The organism is Lentimicrobiaceae bacterium (assembly GCA_020636745.1).
Classification (GTDB): domain Bacteria; phylum Bacteroidota; class Bacteroidia; order Bacteroidales; family Lentimicrobiaceae; genus Lentimicrobium.
In genome coordinates this window covers 104,455-130,336 of the sequence record JACJXH010000009.1, presented here as the reverse complement: position 1 = coordinate 130,336, position 25,882 = coordinate 104,455, and the positions used below count along the sequence as shown (strand labels likewise).

Genomic DNA, 25,882 nt, shown 5'->3' with positions numbered 1-25,882 from the left:
AGGCTTTCCCTTATTTATCAAAATTTGATTATTTCACCACAAAGGCAGCAGAGGCTGAGCCTTCTGTTCCCACAACCTTCATCAGATAAAGCCCAGAAGAAAGTGAATTTACATCCACTTTTAAATTGCCTGAGCTCAGAACATCAAATTGAACAGCTGACATCACAGCTCCATTTGAGTTATAAACCAAGACAGACTGAATCTTTCCGAGTTCGGCATTCAGCATCACATGAAGCTGATCAACTGCCGGGTTAGGATAGATAGCCACTTTTGCCTTATCGGGTGATAGGACACCAACATTGGTTTGTGTAGAAAAGTGCGAAACAGCTTCGTAGGTAGCCAACCCATTGTAATTCTCAACAGGGCTAACGGTTAAAATGTAAGCAGTACTCATCTGCAGGTTCTCAACCGGAGTAATGGTGATGGCTGTTTTTGATTCATTGACTTCTGCAGTAAACGGAACAGCCACACCTTTGCTATCAGCCTCTTCAAGGGTTACAACTGTAGCGGCATTGTCATTGGTAAGTTCTTCACCACCAATCAATCTGACAGGAGCACTGAAACCAATATTTAAGGGCTGATCAATCAGAACTTCGGTAGTATTATTGGCAGGAGTCAGACTAATAAGTGCACCGGAAAGCGTTGCATAAGCTGCCTGAAAAATTTCCTGGGTTTCATTATCCTGCAAGAAAATAGCTACCTGAAGATCTTCCATTTCTTCAACATTCGTGCCTGTCATATCAACAACATGACTAATCGCCATGGGGACACCACTTTGAAGTTCAACCGTGCTTCCATTTCCATCAGGCAGAATCCGCATCATCACATGATGAAACTCAGTTTCACCATTGGTAGCATGATTTTCAGTAGTAATACCTTCAAAAATAACCACAAATAAGCTGGCATTGGTAATATTAGTGTAAGCAACCAAACTTGCATCAAGTGCCACTTCATTACCCGAAATGGTATAATAACCTGAAATTTCGGCAAAGGCAGGATTAGCCAGAGAATTATTAAAAGCCGTATTGACGCCGGTTGAATTGGTAGAAGTATTTTTACCATCAACAAATAGCTGTGGCACGGCATTTACACCATAATAGGTTCTTCGCTGTCCGCCTTCTGCTGTATAGTATGGGTCTCCGGCACCGGGCCAGTTCATCTGATACTTAACAAGTACAATCTCGTCGCCGTGAGCAGCCACAAATGGATTGAAAACGCCATTATTGAAAGAGGCACATGGAGCACAGGTTGAACTGGTAAACTCTTCGAATAAAGGCTTTCTGGCAACTGATTGGGTAGGAATTCCAATCGATTTTGACAATGTATCATTTTCAGGTACATCATCAGCCCCGGTAATACCATTTACATCAGTAACCCAGACTTTCAGCACATAACTACCCGGTTCGCCCGAAACCTGGGTTGTACTGGTAAAATTATAAGATCCACCAAGCACAAGATTCTGTCCCACAACAGAATTTTCATGAATTTCACCATCGCCCAATTGCCATGCAAACTTAAAAGAGTTAATAACTGTAGCACCTTTATTCGTTATTTTCCCTTTTACATCTTTACTACCCAAAAAATAAGTAGGTACATTGATCTCCGCAAGCGAAGCATCAAGTTCAGCCGGAATAGTGAGGATGATATCATCAAGATACCAGCTGTTGATATTATAACTGCTCCCACTAAAGAAAATACAGAACTGAAAATCAGAGCTATTAATGGCTGCATCAGCAATGGGAACATACACAAGTTCTGCCGGGATAGAAGTAGTAACTGTTTTGGTCCAGGCATTGGTCCAAGCACCTCCGTTTACGCGGTAGGCAACTCCAATCTGATAATTGCCAGAATAATGGTCAATCATGTGCCTGAACTGTAACAGAAGCAAATCCTGACCGGTCATGTCAATTGATGATGAAATCAAACGGGTAGTTGTATTAAATTGTGGCGACCAGGACATTTTTGCTTCGGGAGAGTGTCCACCGGCGTTGGCCGTTTGTGACACGCTCCAGTTTCCTGCCTGAGCATCAATTGACCAACCTGCAGGTGGCATCTGACCATTACTAAAATCTTCATGAAGAACCTCTTGTGAAAAAGCAACCAAGGTGCAGAATACCAATCCAAATAGAAAGTAAAGTTTTTTCATAATTTTAATTTTACGCCTTCCGGCATTAAGTGAATAAATAAGTTAAACCCAAATCCAGACCATTACATGCAGAATTTAGGCAATCACAAAAAAAAACTTAGAAAAAAGTACACTTATCCCAATAACTTTTTCAAAGTTACATGAAAGTTATATTCCTTTTCAAGTATCGTTTAAAGTTTTTATTTTTTTTAGTAAAGGCGATTTTTATGACAAGCCAGTATTAAATTTAGAAATGTTCTAAATTAGCAGCCGCAAAAATCCATGATGAAACCATTTATTATTGACATAACGCTTCCGGTAAGTGGAATGAGCTGTGCGGCTTGTGCCGTAAGTGCCGAAAGCATGCTCAAAGCACAAAACGGTGTAATTTCAGCAACAGTGAATTACGCCGCCAAATCGGTAAAGCTGGAATACCAGCCAGATATAGTCGGCCTGAATGAATTGCAGCTTAGTTTAAAAAGCATAGGCTATGATTTGGTAGCAGATTCGGCTGATAAGCTCATTACCTTTGAAAAACTTGAAAAAGCCAGATTAGACCTGCTACGCCGCAAATTAACAGTGGCCGCTATTTTTTCTTTTCCTGTATTTATAATGTCGATGCTGATTCACCATCCGCCATTCTGGCTGCAATTTCTGATGCTGGGTCTTACCATTCCGGTAATTTTTTATGCAGGGCGTTCATTCTATATTACGGCCTGGAATCTGGCTTTAAAGCGCCAAACGAGCATGGATACGCTTGTTGCAATGGGCACGGGAGCTGCCTTCCTGATAAGCCTTTGCAGCACATTTTTCCCCGATTGGTTTACCCGTAACGGACTATCATCACATATTTACTACGAATCAGCTGTTGTCATTATCACTTTGATTCTGCTGGGACGTTTTCTCGAAGACCGTAGCCGGAACAAAGCTTCTGCTGCCATTAAAAGCCTGATGAACCTTCAGCCTGAGACGGTTAACCTACTGATAGACGGGAAAGAACAAACCATAGCACTTAAAAATGTTGGCCCTGATGATTTATTGCTTGTAAAACCGGGAGACACTGTACCTGTTGACGGCATCATTACGGAAGGCAGTTCATGGATAGATGAAAGCATGATGAGCGGCGAGCCTCTGCCGGTTTTTAAGCAAGCAGGAGATAAAGTACTGGCCGGAACAGGAAACCAGCAGGGAGCCATCACCGTTAAAACATTCAAAACCGGCCACGACACAGTACTTTCAAAAATAATCGGAATGGTTGAAGAAGCGCAATCATCCAAACCACCCATACAAAAACTTGTTGATCGCATTTCGGCAGTTTTTGTGCCGGTTGTTATACTCATCTCGCTGATTACTTTCTTTTTGTGGTATTTTACTGGCCCCTCACCTTCACTCACTTATGCCATAGTAACATCAATAAGTGTATTGATAATTGCCTGCCCATGTGCGCTTGGGCTGGCAACACCCACTGCGCTGATTGTGGCCATTGGCCGGGGAGCCGCCAACGGCATTCTTTACCGCGATGCTTCAGGAATTGAGATAGCAGGCAAAACAGATACACTTGTGATTGACAAAACCGGAACCCTCACAACCGGCCGGCCTGTGGTTGAAAATATGTTTATCTTGAATGATAGTCTTCCATATATACCGGTATTTGCCGGCTTGTCAAGACTTTCATCCCATCCCTTATCGCAAGCTGTTAATGCCTATTTTCAGAAAGAAGGAATGGACCCGGTTAAAGTAAATGATTTTCAGGACATTCCCGGAAAGGGAGTGAGTGGGACATACAAGAACATCAGGTTTCTGGCGGGCAGCCCTTCACTGTTAGCCATGGAAGGAATCGAAATTTCAGAAAGTGAAGCCGCTACTATAAATATGCTCGAACAAGAAGCACTTTCACTTATTATTTTTGCATCCAGCGACAAGATAATGGCCATTGCAGCTACCAGCGACCCTCTTCGCGAAAGCTCAAAAACAGCGGTAGCAGCCCTAAAAGCATTGGGAATAAATGTTATAATGCTTACCGGGGATCATGCATCGGCTGCCGCCAGGGTTGCTGCTGCAACCGGAATTTCAACATACAAATCAGGCATGACCCCGCAGGGTAAAGCTGAATTCATCCAACAATTGCAGTTATCGGGCCATAAGGTTGCCATGGCCGGCGACGGTATCAATGATACTATTGCCCTTGCTTCGGCCGATGTGGGCATTGCCATGGGAAGCGGCTCAGATGCTTCTATTGAAACAGCTGCCATTACCATCACCGGCTCAAGCCTCCATCAGATTGTTGGAGCCATTCAGCTTTCAGCCCGAACCAATAAAATCATCAAACAAAATCTTTTCTGGGCCTTTTTCTACAATTTATTAATGTTACCAATAGCCGCAGGCTTGTTGTACCCATTTATCCATGAGCTACTAAATCCAATGATAGCCAGTGCAGCTATGGCGTTGAGCTCAGTTTCGGTTGTTGCCAACAGCCTGAGGCTGCGTAAAAATCAATCATACTAACATGTCCGATCATCATCACCTGCATCACCCAACCTCCCCTTCCAGTCAGGATGCGAAAGAAAATATAGCTATTGCATTTACGCTGAATGCTGTTTTCACCATCATTGAAATTGTCGGAGGGATTCTAACCAATTCAATCGCTATTATTTCTGACGCTGTTCACGATCTGGGCGACACCATTTCGCTTGGTCTGGCCTGGTATTCTGAAAAACTGGCCCAACGAAAACCTGACAGTCGCTATACTTATGGTTATAAAAGATTTCCGGTACTTGCCGCCTTGATCAATGCTGCATTTCTGTTGGCGGCATCTGTGTTTGTACTCACCCAGGCCATCCCTATGTTATTAAAACCTTCGCAGGTTAATGAAACAGGAATGATTGTGCTGGCATTACTTGGAATCATCTTTAACGGAGCGGCAGTTTTACGACTGAAAGGCGGCCAATCATTGAACCAGAGAGTTGTAAGACTTCACCTGATGGAGGATACTCTTGGCTGGATTGCCGTTCTGGCCGGTGCATTAATCATGAAATACACCGGTTTAAAATGGATAGACGCCGCCCTTGCCATTGGCATTGCCCTGTATATTATTTTTAATGCTTTACGCAATCTGCGCGATGCCTTACGCATATTTTTACAGGCTACACCCGAAAAAGCCAACGGAAACGAAATAGCAGCCGCCATCCTTGAAATCAATGGAATTGAAGGCATTCACGATGTAAGAACCTGGACCATTGATGGAATGATTCATGTGTACACCTTGCATATAGTCACTAAGTCAGACATTAAAGCTGAACAGTTCCCTGAAATCAAACAACAGGTACGCCGGTTTCTTTCAGAAAAAGGGTTTGAATTCGTTACGATTGAAATTGACACACATGACGAACATTGCCAACTGAACAATTGTTAATCATCTGAGAGAAATCAAACTTACAGACTGTTATTGAACGCTACATCAAGCAGCCACTATTCATCAATCGGCTGTTCAAATTCACTTTACTCACCCAAAATCAACTTAAATCAGACCAAAATGAAAATAGTTACCTTTAAAACCAATCTGAAATGCAATGGGTGCATTGCCGCAGTAAAACCAGCACTTGATGCCATTGAAACCATACACCATTGGGAAGTAGACCTTACGCATGCTGATAAGCTTATGCAGGTAGAATCAGATTCGGAGGAAGACACGATAAAAATTTCAAAGGCATTCAGCGAAGCCGGCTACCAGGCGATATTGATAGACCAACAATAATAAATGCGGGGCAAAGCTTAGCAGCTAATTGCCCCGCAAAATCATACCTTTAAGGCTGGACTCCATTCACTTAGCCCAATCTTTCCTCAATAACCGACCAGTTAACAAGGTCCCAGAAAGCTTTTACATAATCAGGCCGGCGGTTCTGAAAATCAAGATAATATGCGTGTTCCCAAACATCGCATGTAAACAGCGGTTTCAATCCATCACGCATAGGATTTCCGGCATTTGAAGTGGAGGTAACAGCCAGTTTCCCATCGGCACCCAACACCAGCCATGCCCAGCCCGAACCAAATTGCTTCACTGCTGCATCCGCAAAAATCTCTTTGAATTTTTCGAAAGAACCAAACGAATCGTCGATCATCTGCAACAGTTTTCCTGAAGGCGCAGTTCCTTTTCCTCCAAGGCCTTCCCAGTAAAAAGTATGATTCCACACCTGGGCGCCGTTGTTAAATATTCCGCCTTCAGCTTCCATAATAATCTGTTCAAGCGTGCTGTTTTCGAATCGTGTGCCCGGAATAAGGTTGTTCAGGTTATTGACATATGCCTGGTGGTGTTTGCCATAATGAAAACTGATGGTATGAGCACTTATCACAGGCTCAAGTGCTTCCGGTGCATAAGGTAATGGGGGCAATTCAAATTTCATGGTTGTTTTGTTTTGGATTAATATTGTTTAAAGTTACGGCATTTTTCAGAAAAAAAACATCAACAAAAAAACATCAACAAAAAAAATCCTCCTAAAAAAAAGGAGGATTTGCTTAAAGGTAAGCAACCTTTATAATTTGCATGGTTATCAAACGGACAATCAGAACATTAAGAAGTCAACATCTGACCCCGGTTCAATTTCGCGCGGTGCAATTCCATATCTGAACACACGCATGGGATGCTTTCCAATCAGTTTTAGATGACCATCTTCATAAACGAGAGAAGTTGCCTCACGCAATCCGGCAACATACATATGCTGATTGGCTGCCAAAAACTCTTCAATACGCTGCTCGCGCGTTTCACCACCATGGCCGGTTGGATGAGCATCAAGATAATGAGGATTAATTTGAAAAGGGATAAGACCCATACAATCAAAGCTGTCAGGCTGAACAATGGGCATATCATTGGTTGTACGCAATGACGGGCAGGCTACATTTGAACCGGCACTCCACCCCATATAAGGCACTCCGGCCTTTACACGCCCTCTGATGGCCTGCATAATGCCTGTACGCTGCATTTCACGAACAAGATGAAATGTATTTCCACCACCAACGGCAATGGCTTCAGCCTGAGCAACAGCCAACACCGGATCGGTTTCATGATGGATGGAATAAAGCTGGTAACCCAACAGTTCAAATACTGCTTTTACTTTTGCTTCGTAGGCATCGTAGCTCATGGTTACCCCGGCATAAGGAATAAACAGTACACGTTTTACACCAGTATTATTCAGAAAATTTTTAATATCGTTCCGGGGCCAACCCAAATACTCTTCACCGGGATTGGTTGAATTGCTTATCAATAATAGTTTCATAAAGAAATGGTTTTAGAAAAATTCCAGCATTAGAAATTTGTTTTGCAAACATAAAAAAACAAATCAGAATAGCAATCCCGGACTGAGCTTATTTGTTCTCTACATGATATTTGTAAACTTCGGTAAACCTGCGATACCATTTATCTCCATTGGTATAAAACCTGAGCATATTTTTAAGGTTAAGCGCATCGGTTGCAGCCAAATCGCGCTGCGCCAGGCCACGGGCAATACTTTCCTGCAAATCATTGGTCACATCAGCGTTGATGCCGGTTTTGAAAAGCTGCCCCAACAATTGAAAAGCTTCATCAAATTTATTACGTGCAACATAATAGCCTGCTGCATAAGTTATGAGCGGCAGATGGCTTGATTTCATGGCCATCTCATACAAGCCAGTATTCATAAGGCCCAGGGTATCGAGGCGATAATAATTATACAGCGCGCCGGACTGTTGTATCAACTCAATGCCCTGCAAATAATCACCGTTATCGATAAACCGTCCGGCCTCTTTTACCATGGCATTCCAGCGCATTGGAAACTGATACTTTGAGGTGAGTTTATTCAATTCAACTGTATTTAATCCGCATGAAGCCTTCGAATAAATCAGTTCGCGCGCCTCTAAAACCAGATGCTCAGCCACTTCAAATTTATTCTGGGCAAAATTCTCATCAGCCCTTCTGATAAGTGAACTCAATTCACCTTTCACCCGGTTGCACAGCAACTCATCTGCGAATTCCATCAGGGCATTGTATTGTTGCCTGAGCTCCTCTCTCGCACTCAAACCCAAGGCCGTTTCAAGTTGTTTAGCCTGTGCGGCAAGCATAAGCGCATTTTCAGGTTCACCTGCCCATAGCTTCAAACGCCCATCAGAAAGAAGTGATTGAATACTGAACACACCTGAAAAATTCGCAATTGAGTCAAACAGCGCCGAATGAGACAAGTGATGTTCGATACTCAGCTCGTTTGCTTTCAACAAAAATTCAACAGCCCGCATATGATTATGCACCAATGAAAAATCAGCAGCTTGTGTCACCAGCGAGGTATAACTGAATAATGCAATACTTTTTTCGAGGCTGTCAGCAGCTACCGGATCTGCCTGATAATCTGAATATCCTGATGCAAAATCAATCGCCTCTTTTAATTTTGAGGCAGCTTCGTCAGCATTGCCCTGCCTTAAAGCTTCTTCTGATTTTCTGTATTTATGCCTGTAGATGCCATTCACAGCCAGCAGTTGACCCTTTTCAGCCTGTTTAATAATATCAGGAAGATTAAACTGATTTCCCGTTATCAAAGCCTTGTTATATACGGCAAGCGCTTCGCTATACTTTCCATCGGCCAGCAAACGGTTACCAGCTTGTATATTTTTGCCCGACAAAACACCATATAAACCAGCAAACCCTGCAGAATCAGAGGTTGACAAATTGTTGTATTTAGCCGTAAGCTGCATGGCTTCTGCCAGATATTTATCAGCCAATGAAGGCAAATTATTATCCAAGGCCTTTTGGACAATACGGATATAAGAAGCGGTAAGGCCACTTCTGGCTTGCATAAGTGTAGCGGTAAGCTGTTCTGTTCGTTCTGCAGTTGGATTAACCGCGCAAAATCTTTCGGCTGAGGTTAGCATATCTACTGCTTCTGCATACCGGGCTTCACTCATCAGGTTGTCGGCCAGCCTCAGATACTCATCCATAATTCTGCGCGATAACAACGCTAAATTTAAAGTTGGTAATCCTCTTTTTTGTGTAAAAAGTCGAATCCCCCTCATTGCTGACCACATTTGAGATACTGTGGTGCTGTTTGAGTACAGCCGATAATAAAACGGACTACTGTAATAATCAACTTTTTGTGAAAGTTTCAAGGCATCGGAGAGTGCCTTTCCATAAGCCGAAGCCATGTTAAGATACACATTCCCGGCCAGTTCATGCCCACTCCCTTCATCAATCAAAAATTTGGTTAAATCCTGAAACTGGTAATTGACAACTGAAACTTTGCCAAGCAATTTGCGGGGATCGTCACCGGGAACAATCACAGTTTGGGTTTGAGCAGCTTCACTCAATAAGTAATTACTCTTGCTGGCAAAAACATAAATACCAAAGGCCTCCTGAGGCGTATGCAAACTAACACGGGCAACCCTTATTTTCTTCTCAAGCGTATCGCACAGCGTAGCTGCCGCATCGTAATCCCTAATCGCAAATAACTCGTTTTCAATGCGCTTAAAAGATTCCTCATCAAAATGAAAACCTTTAAATTCAACTTCAACCCTGCTTCCTGCCATCCACAATGAATCAGGGAAAGAAGCCGGACTATAACCCAACATTAAATCAAAAAGCCTTACATTCTCATGCACTGAAGAGAACACTTCTCCTTTATATGGATGAATAACCGCCAGTCTGAAAGAACACAGTGCCGGAAATAACAACTTTTGAAGATCAAAATCCCTCACTTTAATATCGCCTGAGCAGAAGGAAGGAGTGAGCGAAACCGAGATATCGAGAAGGTTACCCTGCTGAAAACTTACCGAAGCGCCATAATTATAATGAAAAATAAAGGAGGTATGTTCAGGTATTTTTAAATATGCCAGCCCTAACTGCTTTAAAACCATATTGGTATAATAATCAGTCTTTCGTGCGTCTGCGTAACGCATTTCCCAGCTTGCATCATGTTGGATGCTGTAAACAGACTGACCATGAGTAACATGCAGACAAACAGTAAGCAGAAAAGCCAATAATAACCAACGACGCATAGGAGAATCTGAGCAGAATTACATTTGCAAAGTTAGCATTAAGTATGATAAGATAAAGTTCAGGGACTGTTCAATATGGAATGTTATTGATAACCAATAACGCTTTGATTATGTTACCTCATGCAACATCAACATCTCCAATGAATCAAAAGCTAAGGAATCAGAAAAAGTCAGACTTATTGAATACCAAGCACTTTAAACTCAGTGCGGCGATTGAGGGCCTTACCTTCAGGAGTTGAGTTATCAGCTACAGGTTGCATTGCGCCACACCCCTTATAACTAAGCCTTGAAACATCTATCCCTTTCTTTATCAAATAATTATACACCTCAAATGCCCTCTTTTCTGATAAATTACGATTGTATGTCTCACTGCCGGTATTGTCAGTATGGCCACTTATTTCGATGCGCAGGCCTGAATTGTGCACAAGTAACTGATAAAGACGGTTAAGCTCTGTTTCTGATACAGGCAGAAGTCTTGATGAATCGGTTTCGAAAAAGATATTTCTTAAAACAATAGATTCGCCTTCCCTCACAGGTTTCAGTAAAACATTTTTAACAATAGGATCATAAAGGCTTCCATCACTATCAGGTTCAAAATGAGCTGAATAAAACAAATAGCCAGATTTTTCGACTGAAAGTGCATACTTCTTGCCAGCCGGAATACATAACAAAAATGAGCCGTTGACCGGATCGGATTGAGATTGAACCATTACACGGCCGGTTGCGATATCAGATAACACAAAAGAAGCTGATAATAAACGGCCACTCAGGCTATCAGAAACCACACCTTTCATATAGGTTACAGGCCATGGTTTTACCTTTTCAGGAACAAGTACCCGGTAAATATCCTGTAAGCCAAATCCATTTTCTGTTTCAGAAGATACATACGCATATTTCCCCTGGTTATCCACAATAAAGGTAACTTCGTCAGCTTCGGTATTGAGTGGAAATCCAACATTTACAGGTTCAGTCCAGTGTCCTGTGTTATCAGGAGTTGTCATAAATATATCGCCTTCGCCCATTCCCGGATGACCTTTTGAAGAAAAATAAAGGGATTGTCCATCAGGATGAATAAAAGGCCCCCTTTCTGATTCAGCTGTATTCACCACGTTGCCCAGGTTTTCAGGAAGCGACCAACTGCCTGCTGAATCAAGCCTGCTCACCCATATATCGCTGCTGCCAAAACCACCCGGACGATTGCTTACAAAATAAAGGCTTTTACCATCAGAAGAAAAGCTGGGTTGAGTTTCCCAATACGAAGTATTCACATTTTTCCCAAGATTCTGCGGTTGTCCCCAATGCTTGCCTTCGCGTTTGGAAGCATAAATATCGCAGCTTCCGTAACCATCAGGCCGGTTACAAGCCGAAAAAAACAACCATTGTCCGTCAGGTGAAATGCACATTGCACCTTCATCGCCGGGCGTATTTACAGGATCGCCCAATGAAACCGCCGCTTGCCAGGTTGAATCGGTAAGTTTTTCGGCAAAATAAAAATCCTCATCTCGTTTTTCACCAGTGGTCATCCGTCTGGTAAAATAAAGAAATACGGCATCAGGGCTGATATAATTTACGAATTCGTATCCTGAAGTGTTCACATTTTCGCCAAGATTTACAGGATGCAGATCTTCAGGGTGCTGCATGGCATCCAGCCGGAAACGTGCCAGTGCCAGGTTCTTAATACTTTTGTTCTTCTCCGTTTGTCTGGCTTTGGGATACTGAAGATACCACTCATAGTTACTGATACAGTCAGCATATAACTTTTCCTGAAACTGAAGATTGGCCAGAATGTAAACGGCAGGAGGAAAAAATTGATGATCTATTTCAACTGCTGTTTGATAACATCTGATGGCTTCTCGGGCATTTCCTTTAATGGCATAAATATCTCCGGCCAAAAGCCATGATTCGATATATTTATCATTGATTTTAAACACTTTACCAATTTCGTCAAGTGCTTTATCATAAGCAGAAGCATTGTAATAATCCAGCGCTTTCTGATGAAACCGGGCCTCTTTTCCTTCCGGTTTATTTTGAGCAGAAAGTTGAAAAGTAAAAGCCAGGATGGCAAGAAACAGTAAAAATCGTTGATACATCATCAGTAAGTTTACGCAGCTGTTATTCAAAAATATAACGCCACTTATTGTATCATATTTTGTTCAGCTAACAGCTGACTTTATTCAGCAATCAGAAACCAGCCCGAGGCAGATGCATCGTGCGAAAAGCATCTGAGGAAATAAAGTCCGTTGCTCAACAACTGCAGATTCACTTCAGCAGTACAATCGGAAAAAGTTAAAGGAAATTGGTCAACTATTTTCTTTCCCTGACAATTAAACACATCGGCACTGTAGTTCCCGTTATCACAAAAGCTGCCTGCATTCAGCCAAAAGCTACCATTGCTGGGATTGGGATACACCAATAGCCCTTGCTCATCGTGTTTCTTCCCCTGATGTTGATTTTCAATTCCAACGGAAGAAGGTTGAACCCATGGAGTTGTATTTATCCTGAATAACCTGGGTGGCGAAAGGCTTGTTTTTTCAGAAGATATATAAACATTACGGCCAAAGGTATAAGCAACTCCTTCGGTTTGCGTGCCCAGCATTCCTGAAAAGTTAATGCGCCGTTTATTACCGCCAAAAAAATCAGTATGATTGAAATCAAACAATAACCAGATAAACGGACTGTAATTCTTATAACCACATAAAACCACTTCGCCACTGCCTTCAATCATATCAGCGCCTGTAATTAGTCCATCGGTATCAAATTGGGCTGAAGGAAAAACAGTGTAAGTTCCGGGTTCTTTGGGCAGAACATAAATACGCGACTGTTCATTTACCCAGTTTTTGGTAAACAAAAACAAACTATCTCCGGCCGAAAGCATCGATTCGCAATCATAATCATTGTTGCGGTTGGCTTTTTTAAATGATTGTTGGTCGCCATAACTAAACTCTATTTCAGTAGCTAAAACCTCTGCATTTCCCGATGCAGGAATGGATGATTTTTCGACCACATAAATTTTCAAATCGGTACGATTACCCAGATTGTTTCCGAAATCACCAATAAAAATACGTGTTTCATCCTGAGCCAAATCTTCCCAGTCAACATTTTGGGCTCCCGAGATAGCAATAGTTTGGGAAATCTGACCGGTGAGGGTGTCAAATTTATACAATTCAGGCTCATTTCCACTATCGTTGAGTGTCCACAAGCCGCCACTCCAATATATCAATGCGGAGGTTTCCATAATGGTTTCCGGCAAAGCATTCACGACAGTGGCGGGTGTTACGGCTGTGGAAGGGTAAAGACAACTGCCATCATTAACAGTGGCGTCGGGATTGTAATTAATAGCCTGAGGGTCGGTACATCCATTTACCTGGCTAAAACCATGCAGGGACAAAAAGAGCATCGCAACCAAAGAAAGAAGAAACTTATGGTTCATCATACCAATTGATTAAAGATACGTGTATCTGTGAATCAGTATAAACAGCTCCAACTCCGGGATGTTAGACAAATCAGAAATAAATTTCCTTGTTATAGGATTTAAAAGTATTCAAGAGCAGGCTGACAATTGTCATTGGGCCAACACCTCCGGGTACAGGGGTGATATAACTGCATTTAGGAGCCACCAAATCATAATCAACATCCCCGGTGATATGATATCCCTTTTCACTGCTGTCATCCACTCTGTGAATACCCACATCAATCACAACAGCGCCAGGTTTTACCATATCGGCCTTAACAAATTCAGGTTGCCCGATGGCAGCGATCAAAATATCAGCCTGACGTGTGATGTCAGCCAGATTTTCAGTACGGCTGTGACAGATTGTAACAGTACTGTTTCCGGGCGAAGCCTTACGAGACATAAGCAATGCAACAGGCGTGCCTACAATATTGCTTCGGCCCAGCACCACACAATGCTTTCCACTGGTTTCAATTCCATATTTTTCAAGCAATAGCATAATACCGGCCGGAGTTGCGGGTAAATATGAAGGGAGTCCCAGCGCCATGCGCCCAACATTCACCGGATGAAAACCATCAACATCCTTGGCAGGATCAATGCGTTGAAGAACTTTATCTGCATCAATATGAGCGGGCAGTGGAAGTTGTACAATAAACCCGTTGATTTCTTCGTCATTGTTTAAAAAATCAACCACATCGAGCAACTCCTGTTCAGTAATACTGGCAGGATACCGATAAATACTGGAAGTAAAACCAATTGCTTTACAAGCCCGTTCCTTACTGGCTACATATGTTTGGCTGGCAGCATCCTCTCCTACCAACACGGCAGCTAAATGAGGTGCATTTCCTCCCGAATCAATGATAGCAGCTACCTTAGCAGCGATGTCCTTTTTAACTTCTTCCGCAATTTTTTTCCCGTCAATCAATTTCATCTCTAAAAAAATTCAGTAATTATTTACGCTTACGACCTGATGACATTTTCGACATATTCCGCATGGCATGCATAGCATTTTTGCCGCCGCCACCTGAAACCAGTTTCATCATTTTGCGGGTATCTTCAAACTGTTTAATCAGCCGGTTAACTTCAGCTATATCAGTACCGCTTCCCATAGCGATACGTTTGCGGCGGCTACCGTTGAGCAGAGCGGGGTTTTCGCGTTCAGCCGGAGTCATGGATGAAATCATGGCTTCAATCCCCTTAAATGCATTTTCATCTATCTCAACATCCTTCAGGGCTTTGCCCATACCGGGAATCATGCCAAGCAAATCCTTAACATTACCCATCTTCTTAATCTGCTTTACCTGGCTGATAAAGTCATTGAAGTTAAAGGTATCCTTTGCAAGTTTTATCTGAAGTTTTTTAGCTTCTTCTTCATCAAACTGTTCCTGAGCACGTTCAACAAGCGAAACAATATCGCCCATGCCAAGGATACGGTCAGCCATTCGCGAAGGGTAGAATACATCAATGGCATCCATCTTTTCGCCGAGTCCGACAAATTTCACAGGCTTATCAACCACCGAACGGATAGTAAGCGCAGCTCCGCCCCTTGTATCTCCGTCAAGCTTTGTCAGTACAACACCATTATAGTCAAGCCTGTCGTTAAATGCTTTGGCAGTATTAACCGCATCCTGTCCAGTCATGGAATCAACAACAAACAGGATTTCCTGAGGGTTCACAGCTTGTTTTACTGCTGCAATCTCGTTCATCATCTGTTCATCAACTGCCAGTCGGCCTGCAGTATCAATAATAACCGGGCTATAAGCATATTCCTTGGCATGTGCTATAGCTTTCTTGGCAATTTCAACCGGATTTTTATTATCCTCAATGGTAAATACCTGCACTCCAATCTGGGTTCCAAGTACTTTCAATTGCTCGATAGCTGCCGGACGATAAACGTCACCGGCGACCAAAAGGGGCTTACTCCCCTTTTTGGTATGCAGATAATTGGCCAGTTTAGCCGAAAATGTAGTTTTACCTGACCCCTGAAGACCAGCAATAAGTATAACAGCAGGCGCCCCTTTAAGGTTAATCTCAACCTGAGTGCCTCCCATAAGGTTGGCCAGTTCGTCATGCACAATTTTAACCATTAACTGGCCCGGCGAAACAGAGGTCAACACCTGTTGCCCCAGGGCTTTCTCTTTAACAAGGTCGGTAAATTGTTTGGCTACTTTGTAACTTACGTCGGCATCGAGTAATGCTTTTCTAACATCTTTCAATGTTTCAGCCACATTGATTTCAGTAATATGACCTTGCCCCTTCAGGGTTTTAAAGGCTCTTTCGAGTTTTTCGCTTAAATTTTCAAACATAATATGAGATCTCCTGAATAGTTATCAGCGATGCAAAAGTAAGAATTTAAAGAACTGCTCCAAACAATCACTCACGAAGAGTTAAATTCCGGAAGCACAGAAATCAAAAATTAACAATTTTCAACTATCAAATTGGTTTTACTGACCTATTTAATGATATAAATTGCTTAACTTTGATTCATCTAAAATTATCGACCGGAATCCTCATTTAGTTTAAAAAACCCTTGCAATATCCGAGTAATAGTTATATTTGCACACATCTGAACTTATTGTTAAACCAAAAAAATGATTATGATGAAACGGATTTTTACACTTATCGCCCTTGTGGCAATTTCTTTCAGCAGTATGGCCCAGTGGCTTCCACAGGCATCTGGATTTACTGAAGCATCACGCGGTATCAAATTTATGCACGCTGTAAGTGATCAGATTGTATGGGCTACTGCTTACGATGGAAGCGGAACAGCTGCTGAAATCGCAGAATTTACCAAAACAACCAATGGTGGTGATTTATGGACAGCCGGTGTTGTAAACAATGCTACTGGCCTTGAGCCTGCTATGATTTGCGCCATTGATGCAAATACTGCTTATATGCCTTTGTACAGGTCGTCAGGTTCTTTGCCTCAGGGCATTTATGTAACAACTGATGGTGGTGCTACATGGAATAAACAGGAAACTGCACTGTTTACCAATGCAGCTTCATTCCCCAACGTTGTTCATTTCTTTGATGCAAACAATGGCTTTTGCCAGGGTGACCCCATTAATGGTGACTTTGAATTATACACAACCACCGACGGCGGAACAACCTGGACTGCAGTTGATGGCGCCAATATTCCTGCTCCTGTTTCAGGAGAATGGGGTGTAGTTGGTTATTACTCAGCAGTTGGTGATCATATCTGGTTTGGAACTAACAAAGGCCGTGTGTACCGTTCAGCCGACAAAGGTCTTACATGGGAAGTTTCAGCAACCACCCTTACCAACAAATTTGTTGACGTTGAATTCCGCAACGAAATGCACGGAATAGCCATGGATAAAAGCAGTGGTACAACTGGAGCCATGTCAGAAACTTTTGACGGTGGTGTAACCTGGGCTGCTGTTACAACAACAGGCACTGTCCTGACCAATGATTTTGCTTATGTTCCTGGCACACCTAACACATGGGTTTGTACAGGTGCTGCAACTGGTTTAACAGGTATCGCCTATAGTTTTGATGGCGCTCATACATGGTCATTCTTCCCTGATACAGAAGGAACCCAGTTTCTTGCTACTGACTGGATTGACAATATGACAGGATGGTGCGGAGCTTTCAATGAAAGCAACACTGTTGGCGGAATGTATAAATTCAATGGCATTCTTGAACAGCCTTTACCTCCAACCAACCTGCAGGCTACTGTTGTTGATGGCAATAATGTTGACCTTACATGGGATGCTCCTTCAGGAACCCGTGCTTTAATCGGATACAATGTTTGGCGCAATGGAACAAAAATTGCCAACCAGATTACCGACAACTTCTACAGCGATCTCGACCTGGGAAATGGCTCATATAGCTATCAGGTTACAGCTGTTTACGATGCCGGAGAATCAACTCCAGCAGGCCCTGTAGCTGTTGAAATTACTGGTGTAGGTGTTGAAAACAACGAACTTGTACAGTTAAACATCTTCCCTAATCCTTCAGTTAACGTCCTCAATATCAATGCCGGCGTAGAAATCAGCAATGCAAAAATCTACAACATCGCTGGCCGCCTTGTTTTTGAAACCAATGCAGCCTCCAATAATCTGAGCATTAACACTTCAGAAATGCCTTCAGGACTTTACCTGTTGAGCATTAGCACAAAACAAGGGGTTATTACCCGCAAAATCAGCATCAGATAATCCTGATTGATAAAACCTGAAAAAGCCATTCTCAAGAGAATGGCTTTTTTATTTTTACTCATCCCATTATAATCTATTACCCTGTGCTTCAAAATGTATGAAAAGCCTTTTCAATTAAGCAATCCGGAAAATCCTGGATAAACTTTCGTGCAAACAAATTCAGTTGCAATTTGTTCTTTAGTAAAACGAAATCAATACCAATTAGTACTTACAGCGTTTTTTCGTTTCAGTACGCTTTTTCTATGCACAGAATCTACCTTTTTTTTGTATTTTCGTTTATAGAATAATACGATAAAATTTCAACCCTTTTATTTGTGGGTTCTCTGCCTGGTGTGAAGTTAAAACTAATATGATAACCTTAGATTTTATATAACATGAGCGAACAGCATTCATCTGAACATTCAATCAAAAGCAGCCATCAGGCACCTGCCGGGTTAAAAATACTTGTTGCAGAAGATGAAGAATCTAACTTCCGCTATGTCGAAAAACTTCTAAAAAAAGCAGGATTTGAGCTACTAAGAGCCAACAACGGGCTTGAAGCCGTTGAATATATTGAATTAGACGCCAACATCAATCTAATTCTGATGGATATAAAAATGCCGGTGATGAATGGTGTAGAAGCCACACGTGAAATCAAAAAGTTAAAGCCTTCCATTCCCATTATTGCAACTACAGCCTTTGCTATACCTGGCGACAGGGAAGTATTTCTGAAGGCCGGATGCGACGATTACATTCCCAAACCGATCAAAGCAGCAGAATTAATCGAGTTGATCATGAAATACATCAATTAATTACCCCCGTTTCTGCATGCTGAAATAATCAAAATCCACTACAATTTATTTAATCCCAAGAGGGAGCTCAATTTTAAAAGTTGTACCATCAACCTCATTTGTTTCAAAAGTTACATTGCCTTTCAAATACCTGTTGGTTAATAGTTTAACCGAATAGGTTCCTATGCCCCTATCCGCTCCTTTAGTGGAAAACGAACGCTGAAATATCTGAGTTTGTATATGCACGGGCATAAAAGTGGAATTCTTCACACAAAAACTGATGGTTCTGTCGGTTACCCGAGAACTTAAACTAACCATGGCCCCAACCGGACTGGCTTCCAAAGCATTTTTAACCAGATTGATTAACACCCGCTTCAGCAACTGAGAATCACTCTCCATTTGAATGCCATGTGATAAAGGTTCAACGTAAATCCTTTTACCAGTGGCAGTTTCATGATGGGACAGGTAAGCTGCCACATCGTGCAAAATTTGCAGAGAAGAAAACCTGCTGATCTTTAATTCCAAATCTCCGTTTTCGGCCGCACTTAATGCTCTTTGCGAAATCAAATCCTCAATCAGGTCATGACTGGCTTTTTCAGCAAATTCAAGCACTTCTCTCATTTCATCAGGATCTTGCGATTCTTTTAATGCACCGATTAATCCATTGAGGCCCGTAGCTGTATTGAGTACATCATGAAAAAACATTCGCTCCAACGCACGTCTTCTTTTGCTATCGCTGATATCCTTAATCGTAAAAATAATGTATTTTTTTGCATTGAACATGTACGGACTTGCATTCACCTGCAAGTCATATGACTGATTTTGCCCGTTTACCAATGAAGTAATTCTGCATTCACTTTTTACAGATTGACCGGTTTTCTGACATTCAAGAATGGCATTTACGGCACCACAATACCTGCACGAGACCGAGGTTCCACAACCATTGCCGGTTTCCGATGCATGAATACAATTCAGCAATTCGCCCGGCCGCAGGCCCAATACCGACTTTTCTTCAGACAAGCCAAGCAAAGACACCAAAGCCTTGTTTGAAAAAACAATTTCACGGTTAGGCGAAAGAATCAACGCAATATCGGGCATAGCATCAGAAATCATACGCAGCTGAACCTCTTCTGATAGTTGAGAATAGGTTGCAAGTATATCATCAACGCTGCTATGGTCTGCCGAAGCGTAATATGTTTCTGATGTTTCAGTTTTGTTCTGCTTTTTCATAGTCTTTATCCAGTGCTCGCAAAAATAGTATTAATCTCTCTTCATTCCCCGTATTACATCTTCAAATATCAGGCTTTTGCTTATGCAGAGCCATTTGCGTAAGATCGGCCTTTCCAGGAAAATCCAAAACTGATATTTATCCCAGTTTCCGGGCAAAGTAACTTCTTAACCAAACCAATTCTAAAATACATGAGATGACTTCTTCCGAGGTCCCATATTTTATTGTTGCATCAGATAACTGTAAGAAGACGTATGAATTTTAAAAAAAATATTTCCATGAAAACAACTTTATCAAACGCGACTTTTACTAATTTTACTTTCATGAACATAAAAGAAATACTATCCTATAAACTGGTAAATTTAGGCAACCTCACAATTAGTGCTTACAGTCTGATTGTCATCATTATTCTGTTTCTGCTCACCTTATTTTTTCTGAAAATTATTAAAAGATTCTTTCATAAACGGGTAAAAGAAGGCAAAATTGACAAAGGCACTTCATTTTCCATTTACAGCATTCTCCGGTATTTCATTTGGATTGTATTTATTCTGTTTGCACTGGAAAATTTTGGAGTCAATTTAAATCTTATGTTGGCCGGCTCAGCTGCGCTATTGGTAGGTTTAGGTTTTGGTATTCAGCAGATTTTCAACGACCTGGTATCTGGCATTATCCTTCTTTTCGAAGGCAATCTTAAAGTTGGTGAGATCATTCAACTTGAAAATGACATTGTTGGAAAAGTAACTATGATTGGCTTAAGGACATCTAAAATCAGAACAAGAGATGACATTACCATGATTATTCCTAATTCAAAATTTATCAGCGATAAAGTCATAAACTGGAGCCAGGATCAAAGCACTACGCGTTTCCAGGTAGAAGTAGGAGTGGCCTATGGGTCAGATGTTGAACTGGTTACCAGATTGCTTCTTGAAAGTGCCAAAGAAAATCAGGCTGTTGAAACTAAGCCTGAGCCATTTGTCAGATTCAGCGATTTCGGTGAATCTTCGCTTAACTTTCAACTTCTCTTTTGGACAAATGAATCATTCCGTTGCGAAAATGTTAAAAGCAAACTAAGGTACACCATCGATCGGAAGTTCAGGGAAAACAATGTACAGATTCCTTTCCCACAGAGAGACGTACATTTGTTTCATCCTAATCTCAAAGTTTAATGACAGATCTGTCAGGAAATTTAACCCCTATCAGAATTAAGTTTAACCCAAATATATAAAAGTTAACCAAAGCCTTTAATCTCCCCAAATTATCAAACCTCTTAACCATTCTGCCGAATGAAAAAAAACATTCAACAACTTGTCAAATGGGCTAAAACCATTGATTATGCTGAAGTTTACAGCGCAAGCAAATCTGCTGAAATTGAAGAATATGCCCAACAGATGAAAGCACAAGGTTACCCCTGGTCCGGCGAGTTTACTGATTTTTTTCTTTTAACAAACGGATTTTTCTACAATGGGATTTACATCTTTTCGCTTCATTCAAACGAAACAGCGGAACATTTAGACTTGTCGGCCCAAAATCAACAGTGGGGAATTGCTGATCGCCTCCCCGGCTGCATCTTGTTCGGGCGATCAGACGAAGAAGTTTATGTATATAATCAACCTGAAAACAAGTTTCAGGTTCTTGACCTCACAGGGTGGGACGAATACTACGCCTTTGAAACCATGGCAGATCTCTTTGAATTTGTGATGGTTGAGAGAATTTGATCCGCACCGGGTATCCACGTATTCACGCAAGTGCAATTCACCGGCTCGGACATTGCACTTGCTTTTTATTGTTACCTACTTGCCAAAATCCAGAATCAGCGTATTTCTCAAACTGTAAATTTCACGGGGAATTGACTTTAAAGGCCTGTTATCAATCAGGTGCTCCAACATCAGTGCATAAGACAAACGACGGGTAATTTTAAAAACCATATTCAAATTGTTGGCAATTCGGTAATCGGTAAAATAATCAATCCGTGGTTGAAAATATGACGTATTTATCAAGCTGAAATTACTGTTCAGCTTTAAAGTAAATGACACATAGGAACTTAAACGGTGATTGTTTTCTGCAACGGAAACAGCATCACTTTGCGGAACTTCGTGCTCAAACATGTAAGCCAATCCTGAGTAAATTCTGAAGTTATCGCGTCCCAGAATTTTAAACCGGGTGCCAGCTCCCACCAACCCTCTGAATTTCAAATTTAACACCTTATTAAATTGTGCCTGTGTAAATCCTTCAAGTGTAAGAAACTTATTCAGTTTATAATTATACCTCAGGTGCTGCATACCTTTGTTTGAGAAATCATCTTTTTCAGATTTTATGACCTCATAATCCGACAAGGCCAGATAGAGGCTTCTTTGGGTTTTATATTGAACATGCAAATTCAGGCCAACCTGGGTAAAGCGCTCAAGATTGCTCAGAAGATTCAACGACAACTTACCGGTGCCTGACCAACCTGTCGTATCGGTTTTAATTCTCTCGCGTTCAATGTTCAAAACCTGAGCCTCAGTGAGCACAGGAAATATCAGTAAAAGAAGAATAAAAGTGTAGAATTTCATTTTCCAAAATTACAAATTGTAACATAAAACAATAAAAAAACCGATCCGGGTATTATCCGGGATCGGCTACTCCTGTTCAAATTTGATTTGGTTAAACTAAGCACTCATGCTTAAAAACAGCACTTAGAACTACTATTTTTTAAAGCACTCGCCCCAGTCAATATTTCGCATATCGCCTGATTTTTCAAACTCCTGATGCATACCAAAAGCAGCTGCAAGAGTACATGGCGTGTGGGTATCACCAGCCAAATGAGCATAATCGCTTAAAGCTTGTTTGTAATCAGGGTGAACACAATTTTCAATGATTGCCTGCATTTTTTCTCTGGGCGACTTGGAGCGTAAATCGGCAATTCCTTGTTCAGTAATAACCACCTGTACAGAATGTTCATTGTGGTCAGTATGTGAAACCATAGGAACAAAAGCACTTATTTTTCCACCTTTAGCTACAGAAGGGCAGGTAAAGATTGAAATATAGGCATTACGGGTAAAATCGCCTGAGCCTCCAATTCCATTCATCATTTTACGTCCCATTACGTTGGTACTATTCACATTCCCAAATAAATCGGCCTCAATAGCTGTATTGATAGAAATAATTCCAATTCGCCGGGCTACTTCGGGACTGTTTGAGATTTCCTGGGGACGCAATACGATTCGTTTGTGGAAAAAGTCTAACCTATCGTACACATGTTTCAGCTTTTCAGGAGAAACGGTTAACGAACAACCACTGGCAAACTTAACTCTTCCCTGATCCATAAGGTCAATCACGCTGTCCTGAATAACTTCGGTATACATTTCAAAATCAGGAATGCCTTTATGGGAGCCCAGAGCCGACAATACTGCATTGGCAATATTTCCAACGCCTGATTGCAATGGAAGAAATGAAGAAGGAATGCGACCTTGCTTCAGCTCTCTGGAAAGAAAGTCAGCCACATTCTGGCCAATCATATCGGTAACAGCATCGGTTTTTGCAAACGAGCCAACTTCATCGGGATGATTTGTAATAACAACGCCGGCAATTTTTGACGGGTCAACCTTAATCACTTCAGCACCAGCCCTGTCGGAAGGACGATAAATGGGAATTTCTCTTCTGTTGGGAGGATCTTTTACCACAATGATATCATGCATTCCACGCAGGGCTTTCGGATGAAAGCCATTCAGTTCAATAAGCAAACGGTCGGCCACCTGACAAATGGTTGGTGAAATTCCAACTCCGGTAGTAAGTACGATTTCACCTTGCTCTGTAACATCGCAGGCTTCAATGATTCCCCAATTAATCTTACCCAGAAAACCATAACGGATATTTTGCCCGACAACCGAAAGATGTGAATCAAAGTAATCGGCTTTACCTGAATTAATCAGGTTGCGCATATCCGGATTGGACTGATAGGGAGTTCTAAATTTCACAGCTTCAGCCCTTGCCAGCGAACCATCAAGTGAATCGCCAGTGGATGCGCCGGTAATCATCCCAATTTTGAATGGTTTACCTTGAGCATGTGCTTCTTTTGCCCTCTCTCCAATTGCTACAGGAATAGATTTAACTGAACCTGCAGGCGTAAAACCACTGAAACCTACAACATCATCATGGTTGATGTAACTGGCTGCTTCTTCTGCTGAAATAAATTTTAGTGCCATTTTTTGAGTATTAACAAGTTAATTTCTGATGCACCTCATCAAAAATATTGAATAAAATTAGTGCCATAACAGGCCATTATTTGTAATAACTTCACATCTTTGCAGACCTGTTAATCGAAAAACAGTGCAAAAGTATAAATAAATCAAACGAGCTTTTTTAATTGGCAGCTATTTTTTTATATACAAATATCTGCATACCAAAGAATTGAACAATGACCAGTTTCTCAAACCATAACAATCAAACTTACAAAGCAATAGTAACAGAAGAAATAAAACCGGGCGTATTTGTATCTTCTTTAAAAGAAAAACAAATATCAGACTTGCCTGAAGGTGAAGTGCTGATCAGGGTTAAATTTTCAGGATTAAACTACAAAGATGCTTTGTCTGCTTCCGGAAATAAAGGAATAACCAGAAAATACCCTCACACGCCAGGCATTGATTCTGCCGGCACTGTAGTAGAATCATCAGGTAATATTTTCAAAAAAGGCGATGAAGTCATTGTGTGCGGCTACGACCTTGGAATGAATACAAGCGGTGGGTTTGCCGAGTTTATCAGAGTTCCTGAAAAATGGGTTGTAATGAAACCCAACAGCTTGAGTTTAAAAGAATGCATGATTATAGGAACCTCCGGATTTACTGCAGCAAGTGCCATTTTCGAATTTATGAAACATGATATCAAGCCCGATTCGGGTAAAATTCTCGTTACTGGCGCCACCGGAGCTGTTGGTTCAATGGCCGTTGCCATGTTATCAGCAGCCGGATATCAGGTTGTTGCCTCTACCGGCAAAAAAGAAGCTGAACAGTTCCTGTTGAAAATAGGCGCTGCTGAAATAATTGATCGCAGTATTTTAAATGACAAATCAGAAAAAGCCTTACTTCCTGCCCGCTGGATGGCCGCACTCGACACTGTTGGCGGTGCAACACTTTCCACTGTCTTAAGGTCAACAATGGAACGAGGAATTGTTTGCAACTGTGGTATGCTGGCTTCTGCCACACTTGATGTCTCAGTTTTCCCATTTATTCTGAGAGCTGTCAGACTCATTGGCATCGCCGCTGCTGAAACGCCCATGCCTCGCAGGCTCGAAATATGGAAATTAATCTCTGAAAAACTTATTTCCGAACATTTGCATCACATTTCCCGCTCTATCTCTCTGGCTGAAGTGCCGGAAGAGCTCAATCGCATGCTAGAAGCCGGGCAAACAGGCAAAATTATTGTTGAGTTATAACAGCTTTTATTATACTATAATAAGCTTTCATGTAATAGCTGTCAAACACCAGACGGCTAACCCACTCCTTTCTATGTAAATTTTATTTACAATAATTTAAACTGTATCGGTTTATCTACAAATCGTTGTGGCCAATATTTACATTTATCGAAAACATTTTTACCCACCCCTTGCTTTGCAAGTAAATAATTATTACATTTACATCCTCTTACAATACTTACCTGTTCTATAATTGCTTATGAAAAGTCCTTCTACTCCAAAAGCACTTTATGAATTCAACAAGGATTTTAATTTGTTGATAAATCAGATTGAGGCAGACCAGATGCGCTCACCTTCAGGTTATATACTGAGTCTGGTTGCCATGCTTCAGGAAACGGAAAGACTAAAAGCCAGGAATCTTATGGTAATGGCGCCTGCTGAGGTATTTCACCTCAATAATAAAATTCATGACTGGGTTGCACAATATATTATCCCTCAAATGAGCCATCTAGGCGTTAAAAGAGTTGCCTTTTGTGTAAGCAAACTACCCGCAGAATTGACTGAACACATAGCCGTATTTGGAAATGAGCCTGAAGTTGGCGTATTTACTTCAATGCCGCGCGCCAAAGCATGGATAATGGGTGTTTCTGACAAGCCTGAAAGCGCCCTGCTGAACCAGGCACGTTTTAATAACTTTCAAAACCTCACACCAACCGGAACAACTGGCGATTAAT

General features: G+C 41.6%; 20 protein-coding genes. 9 read left to right on the top strand and 11 right to left on the bottom strand.

Annotation, left to right across the window (positions count from 1 at the left end; all coding sequences use genetic code 11):
• Window positions 1-28 precede the first annotated feature (28 nt).
• On the bottom strand, window positions 29-2,146 hold the full coding sequence (locus H6541_13230; GenBank protein MCB9016744.1) for an Ig-like domain-containing protein: 2,118 nt from the start codon (window positions 2,144-2,146) through the stop codon (window positions 29-31).
• 261 nt (window positions 2,147-2,407) lie between these two features.
• On the opposite strand from H6541_13230, the gene H6541_13225 reads away from it, so the two are divergent.
• From H6541_13225 to H6541_13215, 3 genes are all read left to right on the top strand, one after another.
• Window positions 2,408-4,630, top strand: coding sequence for a copper-translocating P-type ATPase (locus H6541_13225; protein ID MCB9016743.1), 2,223 nt, complete (start codon window positions 2,408-2,410; stop codon window positions 4,628-4,630).
• Between the two features lies 1 nt (window position 4,631).
• Window positions 4,632-5,537: a cation transporter gene (locus tag H6541_13220; protein MCB9016742.1), complete on the top strand. Its 906-nt coding sequence runs from the start codon at window positions 4,632-4,634 to the stop codon at window positions 5,535-5,537.
• 120 nt (window positions 5,538-5,657) lie between these two features.
• A complete protein-coding gene (locus tag H6541_13215; GenBank protein ID MCB9016741.1) occupies window positions 5,658-5,879 on the top strand; it encodes a cation transporter in 222 nt (73 codons plus the stop codon).
• A 70-nt stretch (window positions 5,880-5,949) separates the two neighbouring features.
• Here H6541_13215 and H6541_13210 read toward each other — a convergent pair whose 3' ends face one another.
• The 7 genes from H6541_13210 to ffh all read right to left on the bottom strand — a co-directional run bounded on the left by H6541_13210 (window position 5,950) and on the right by ffh (window position 15,892).
• A complete protein-coding gene (locus tag H6541_13210; GenBank protein MCB9016740.1) occupies window positions 5,950-6,525 on the bottom strand; it encodes a superoxide dismutase in 576 nt (191 codons plus the stop codon).
• A gap of 159 nt (window positions 6,526-6,684) precedes the next feature.
• Window positions 6,685-7,395 (bottom strand): dipeptidase PepE, encoded by a 711-nt coding sequence (pepE, locus tag H6541_13205; protein MCB9016739.1) that lies wholly within the window; start codon window positions 7,393-7,395, stop codon window positions 6,685-6,687.
• A gap of 88 nt (window positions 7,396-7,483) precedes the next feature.
• The gene (locus H6541_13200; protein MCB9016738.1) at window positions 7,484-10,135 is read right to left on the bottom strand and encodes a hypothetical protein; all 2,652 of its coding nucleotides are present in this window, start codon (window positions 10,133-10,135) and stop codon (window positions 7,484-7,486) included.
• Window positions 10,136-10,311: 176 nt separating this feature from the next.
• Complete coding sequence (locus tag H6541_13195; protein ID MCB9016737.1) at window positions 10,312-12,228, bottom strand: PD40 domain-containing protein; 1,917 nt, start codon at window positions 12,226-12,228, stop codon at window positions 10,312-10,314.
• 77 nt (window positions 12,229-12,305) lie between these two features.
• Window positions 12,306-13,568, bottom strand: coding sequence for a T9SS type A sorting domain-containing protein (locus H6541_13190; GenBank protein MCB9016736.1), 1,263 nt, complete (start codon window positions 13,566-13,568; stop codon window positions 12,306-12,308).
• Between the two features lie 70 nt (window positions 13,569-13,638).
• Window positions 13,639-14,517, bottom strand: a complete 879-nt coding sequence (gene folD / locus H6541_13185) for a bifunctional methylenetetrahydrofolate dehydrogenase/methenyltetrahydrofolate cyclohydrolase FolD (protein MCB9016735.1) — start codon at window positions 14,515-14,517, stop codon at window positions 13,639-13,641.
• Window positions 14,518-14,536: 19 nt separating this feature from the next.
• Entirely contained in the window at window positions 14,537-15,892 is a 1,356-nt protein-coding gene (ffh, locus tag H6541_13180) for a signal recognition particle protein (GenBank protein MCB9016734.1), read from the bottom strand.
• A gap of 291 nt (window positions 15,893-16,183) precedes the next feature.
• Between ffh and H6541_13175 the strand changes: the two genes are divergently transcribed.
• Together H6541_13175 and H6541_13170 are read left to right on the top strand one after the other, a co-directional pair.
• Window positions 16,184-17,761, top strand: a complete 1,578-nt coding sequence (locus tag H6541_13175; protein ID MCB9016733.1) for a T9SS type A sorting domain-containing protein — start codon at window positions 16,184-16,186, stop codon at window positions 17,759-17,761.
• 374 nt (window positions 17,762-18,135) lie between these two features.
• Complete coding sequence (locus H6541_13170; protein MCB9016732.1) at window positions 18,136-18,552, top strand: response regulator; 417 nt, start codon at window positions 18,136-18,138, stop codon at window positions 18,550-18,552.
• A gap of 45 nt (window positions 18,553-18,597) precedes the next feature.
• Here the strand turns inward: H6541_13170 and H6541_13165 are convergent, their stop codons facing one another.
• On the bottom strand, window positions 18,598-19,761 hold the full coding sequence (locus tag H6541_13165; GenBank protein MCB9016731.1) for a GHKL domain-containing protein: 1,164 nt from the start codon (window positions 19,759-19,761) through the stop codon (window positions 18,598-18,600).
• Between the two features lie 276 nt (window positions 19,762-20,037).
• Here H6541_13165 and H6541_13160 point away from each other — a divergent pair, with 276 nt between their 5' ends.
• Window positions 20,038-20,925, top strand: coding sequence for a mechanosensitive ion channel (locus H6541_13160; protein ID MCB9016730.1), 888 nt, complete (start codon window positions 20,038-20,040; stop codon window positions 20,923-20,925).
• Window positions 20,926-21,042: 117 nt separating this feature from the next.
• Entirely contained in the window at window positions 21,043-21,474 is a 432-nt protein-coding gene (locus tag H6541_13155) for a hypothetical protein (protein MCB9016729.1), read from the top strand.
• 75 nt (window positions 21,475-21,549) lie between these two features.
• On the opposite strand, the gene H6541_13150 is transcribed toward H6541_13155, so the two are convergent.
• Both H6541_13150 and H6541_13145 read right to left on the bottom strand, forming a co-directional pair.
• Complete coding sequence (locus tag H6541_13150; GenBank protein MCB9016728.1) at window positions 21,550-22,311, bottom strand: DUF481 domain-containing protein; 762 nt, start codon at window positions 22,309-22,311, stop codon at window positions 21,550-21,552.
• Between the two features lie 132 nt (window positions 22,312-22,443).
• Window positions 22,444-23,943 carry a succinate CoA transferase gene (locus H6541_13145; GenBank protein ID MCB9016727.1) on the bottom strand — a complete coding sequence of 500 codons (1,500 nt, stop codon included), beginning with the start codon at window positions 23,941-23,943 and terminating at the stop codon, window positions 22,444-22,446.
• A gap of 212 nt (window positions 23,944-24,155) precedes the next feature.
• Between H6541_13145 and H6541_13140 the strand changes: the two genes are divergently transcribed.
• Window positions 24,156-25,169, top strand: coding sequence for a YhdH/YhfP family quinone oxidoreductase (locus H6541_13140; protein ID MCB9016726.1), 1,014 nt, complete (start codon window positions 24,156-24,158; stop codon window positions 25,167-25,169).
• 238 nt (window positions 25,170-25,407) lie between these two features.
• Window positions 25,408-25,881, top strand: coding sequence for a hypothetical protein (locus H6541_13135; GenBank protein ID MCB9016725.1), 474 nt, complete (start codon window positions 25,408-25,410; stop codon window positions 25,879-25,881).
• Window position 25,882: the final 1 nt, after the last annotated feature.

Bases quoted from the DNA above. Each gene is read 5' to 3' on its own strand.
- H6541_13195 (MCB9016737.1), bottom strand. From the start codon at position 12,228: ATGATGTATCAACGATTTTTACTGTTTCTTGCCATCCTGGCTTTTACT.
- H6541_13230 (MCB9016744.1), bottom strand. From the start codon at position 2,146: ATGAAAAAACTTTACTTTCTATTTGGATTGGTATTCTGCACCTTGGTT.
- folD (MCB9016735.1), bottom strand. From the start codon at position 14,517: ATGAAATTGATTGACGGGAAAAAAATTGCGGAAGAAGTTAAAAAGGAC.
- H6541_13215 (MCB9016741.1), top strand. From the start codon at position 5,658: ATGAAAATAGTTACCTTTAAAACCAATCTGAAATGCAATGGGTGCATT.
- H6541_13165 (MCB9016731.1), bottom strand. From the start codon at position 19,761: ATGAAAAAGCAGAACAAAACTGAAACATCAGAAACATATTACGCTTCG.
- H6541_13140 (MCB9016726.1), top strand. From the start codon at position 24,156: ATGACCAGTTTCTCAAACCATAACAATCAAACTTACAAAGCAATAGTA.
- H6541_13155 (MCB9016729.1), top strand. From the start codon at position 21,043: ATGAAAAAAAACATTCAACAACTTGTCAAATGGGCTAAAACCATTGAT.
- H6541_13200 (MCB9016738.1), bottom strand. From the start codon at position 10,135: ATGCGTCGTTGGTTATTATTGGCTTTTCTGCTTACTGTTTGTCTGCAT.
- H6541_13145 (MCB9016727.1), bottom strand. From the start codon at position 23,943: ATGGCACTAAAATTTATTTCAGCAGAAGAAGCAGCCAGTTACATCAAC.
- pepE (MCB9016739.1), bottom strand. From the start codon at position 7,395: ATGAAACTATTATTGATAAGCAATTCAACCAATCCCGGTGAAGAGTAT.
- ffh (MCB9016734.1), bottom strand. From the start codon at position 15,892: ATGTTTGAAAATTTAAGCGAAAAACTCGAAAGAGCCTTTAAAACCCTG.
- H6541_13225 (MCB9016743.1), top strand. From the start codon at position 2,408: ATGATGAAACCATTTATTATTGACATAACGCTTCCGGTAAGTGGAATG.
- H6541_13220 (MCB9016742.1), top strand. From the start codon at position 4,632: ATGTCCGATCATCATCACCTGCATCACCCAACCTCCCCTTCCAGTCAG.
- H6541_13170 (MCB9016732.1), top strand. From the start codon at position 18,136: ATGAGCGAACAGCATTCATCTGAACATTCAATCAAAAGCAGCCATCAG.
- H6541_13210 (MCB9016740.1), bottom strand. From the start codon at position 6,525: ATGAAATTTGAATTGCCCCCATTACCTTATGCACCGGAAGCACTTGAG.
- H6541_13175 (MCB9016733.1), top strand. From the start codon at position 16,184: ATGATGAAACGGATTTTTACACTTATCGCCCTTGTGGCAATTTCTTTC.
- H6541_13150 (MCB9016728.1), bottom strand. From the start codon at position 22,311: ATGAAATTCTACACTTTTATTCTTCTTTTACTGATATTTCCTGTGCTC.
- H6541_13160 (MCB9016730.1), top strand. From the start codon at position 20,038: ATGAAAACAACTTTATCAAACGCGACTTTTACTAATTTTACTTTCATG.
- H6541_13135 (MCB9016725.1), top strand. From the start codon at position 25,408: ATGAAAAGTCCTTCTACTCCAAAAGCACTTTATGAATTCAACAAGGAT.
- H6541_13190 (MCB9016736.1), bottom strand. From the start codon at position 13,568: ATGATGAACCATAAGTTTCTTCTTTCTTTGGTTGCGATGCTCTTTTTG.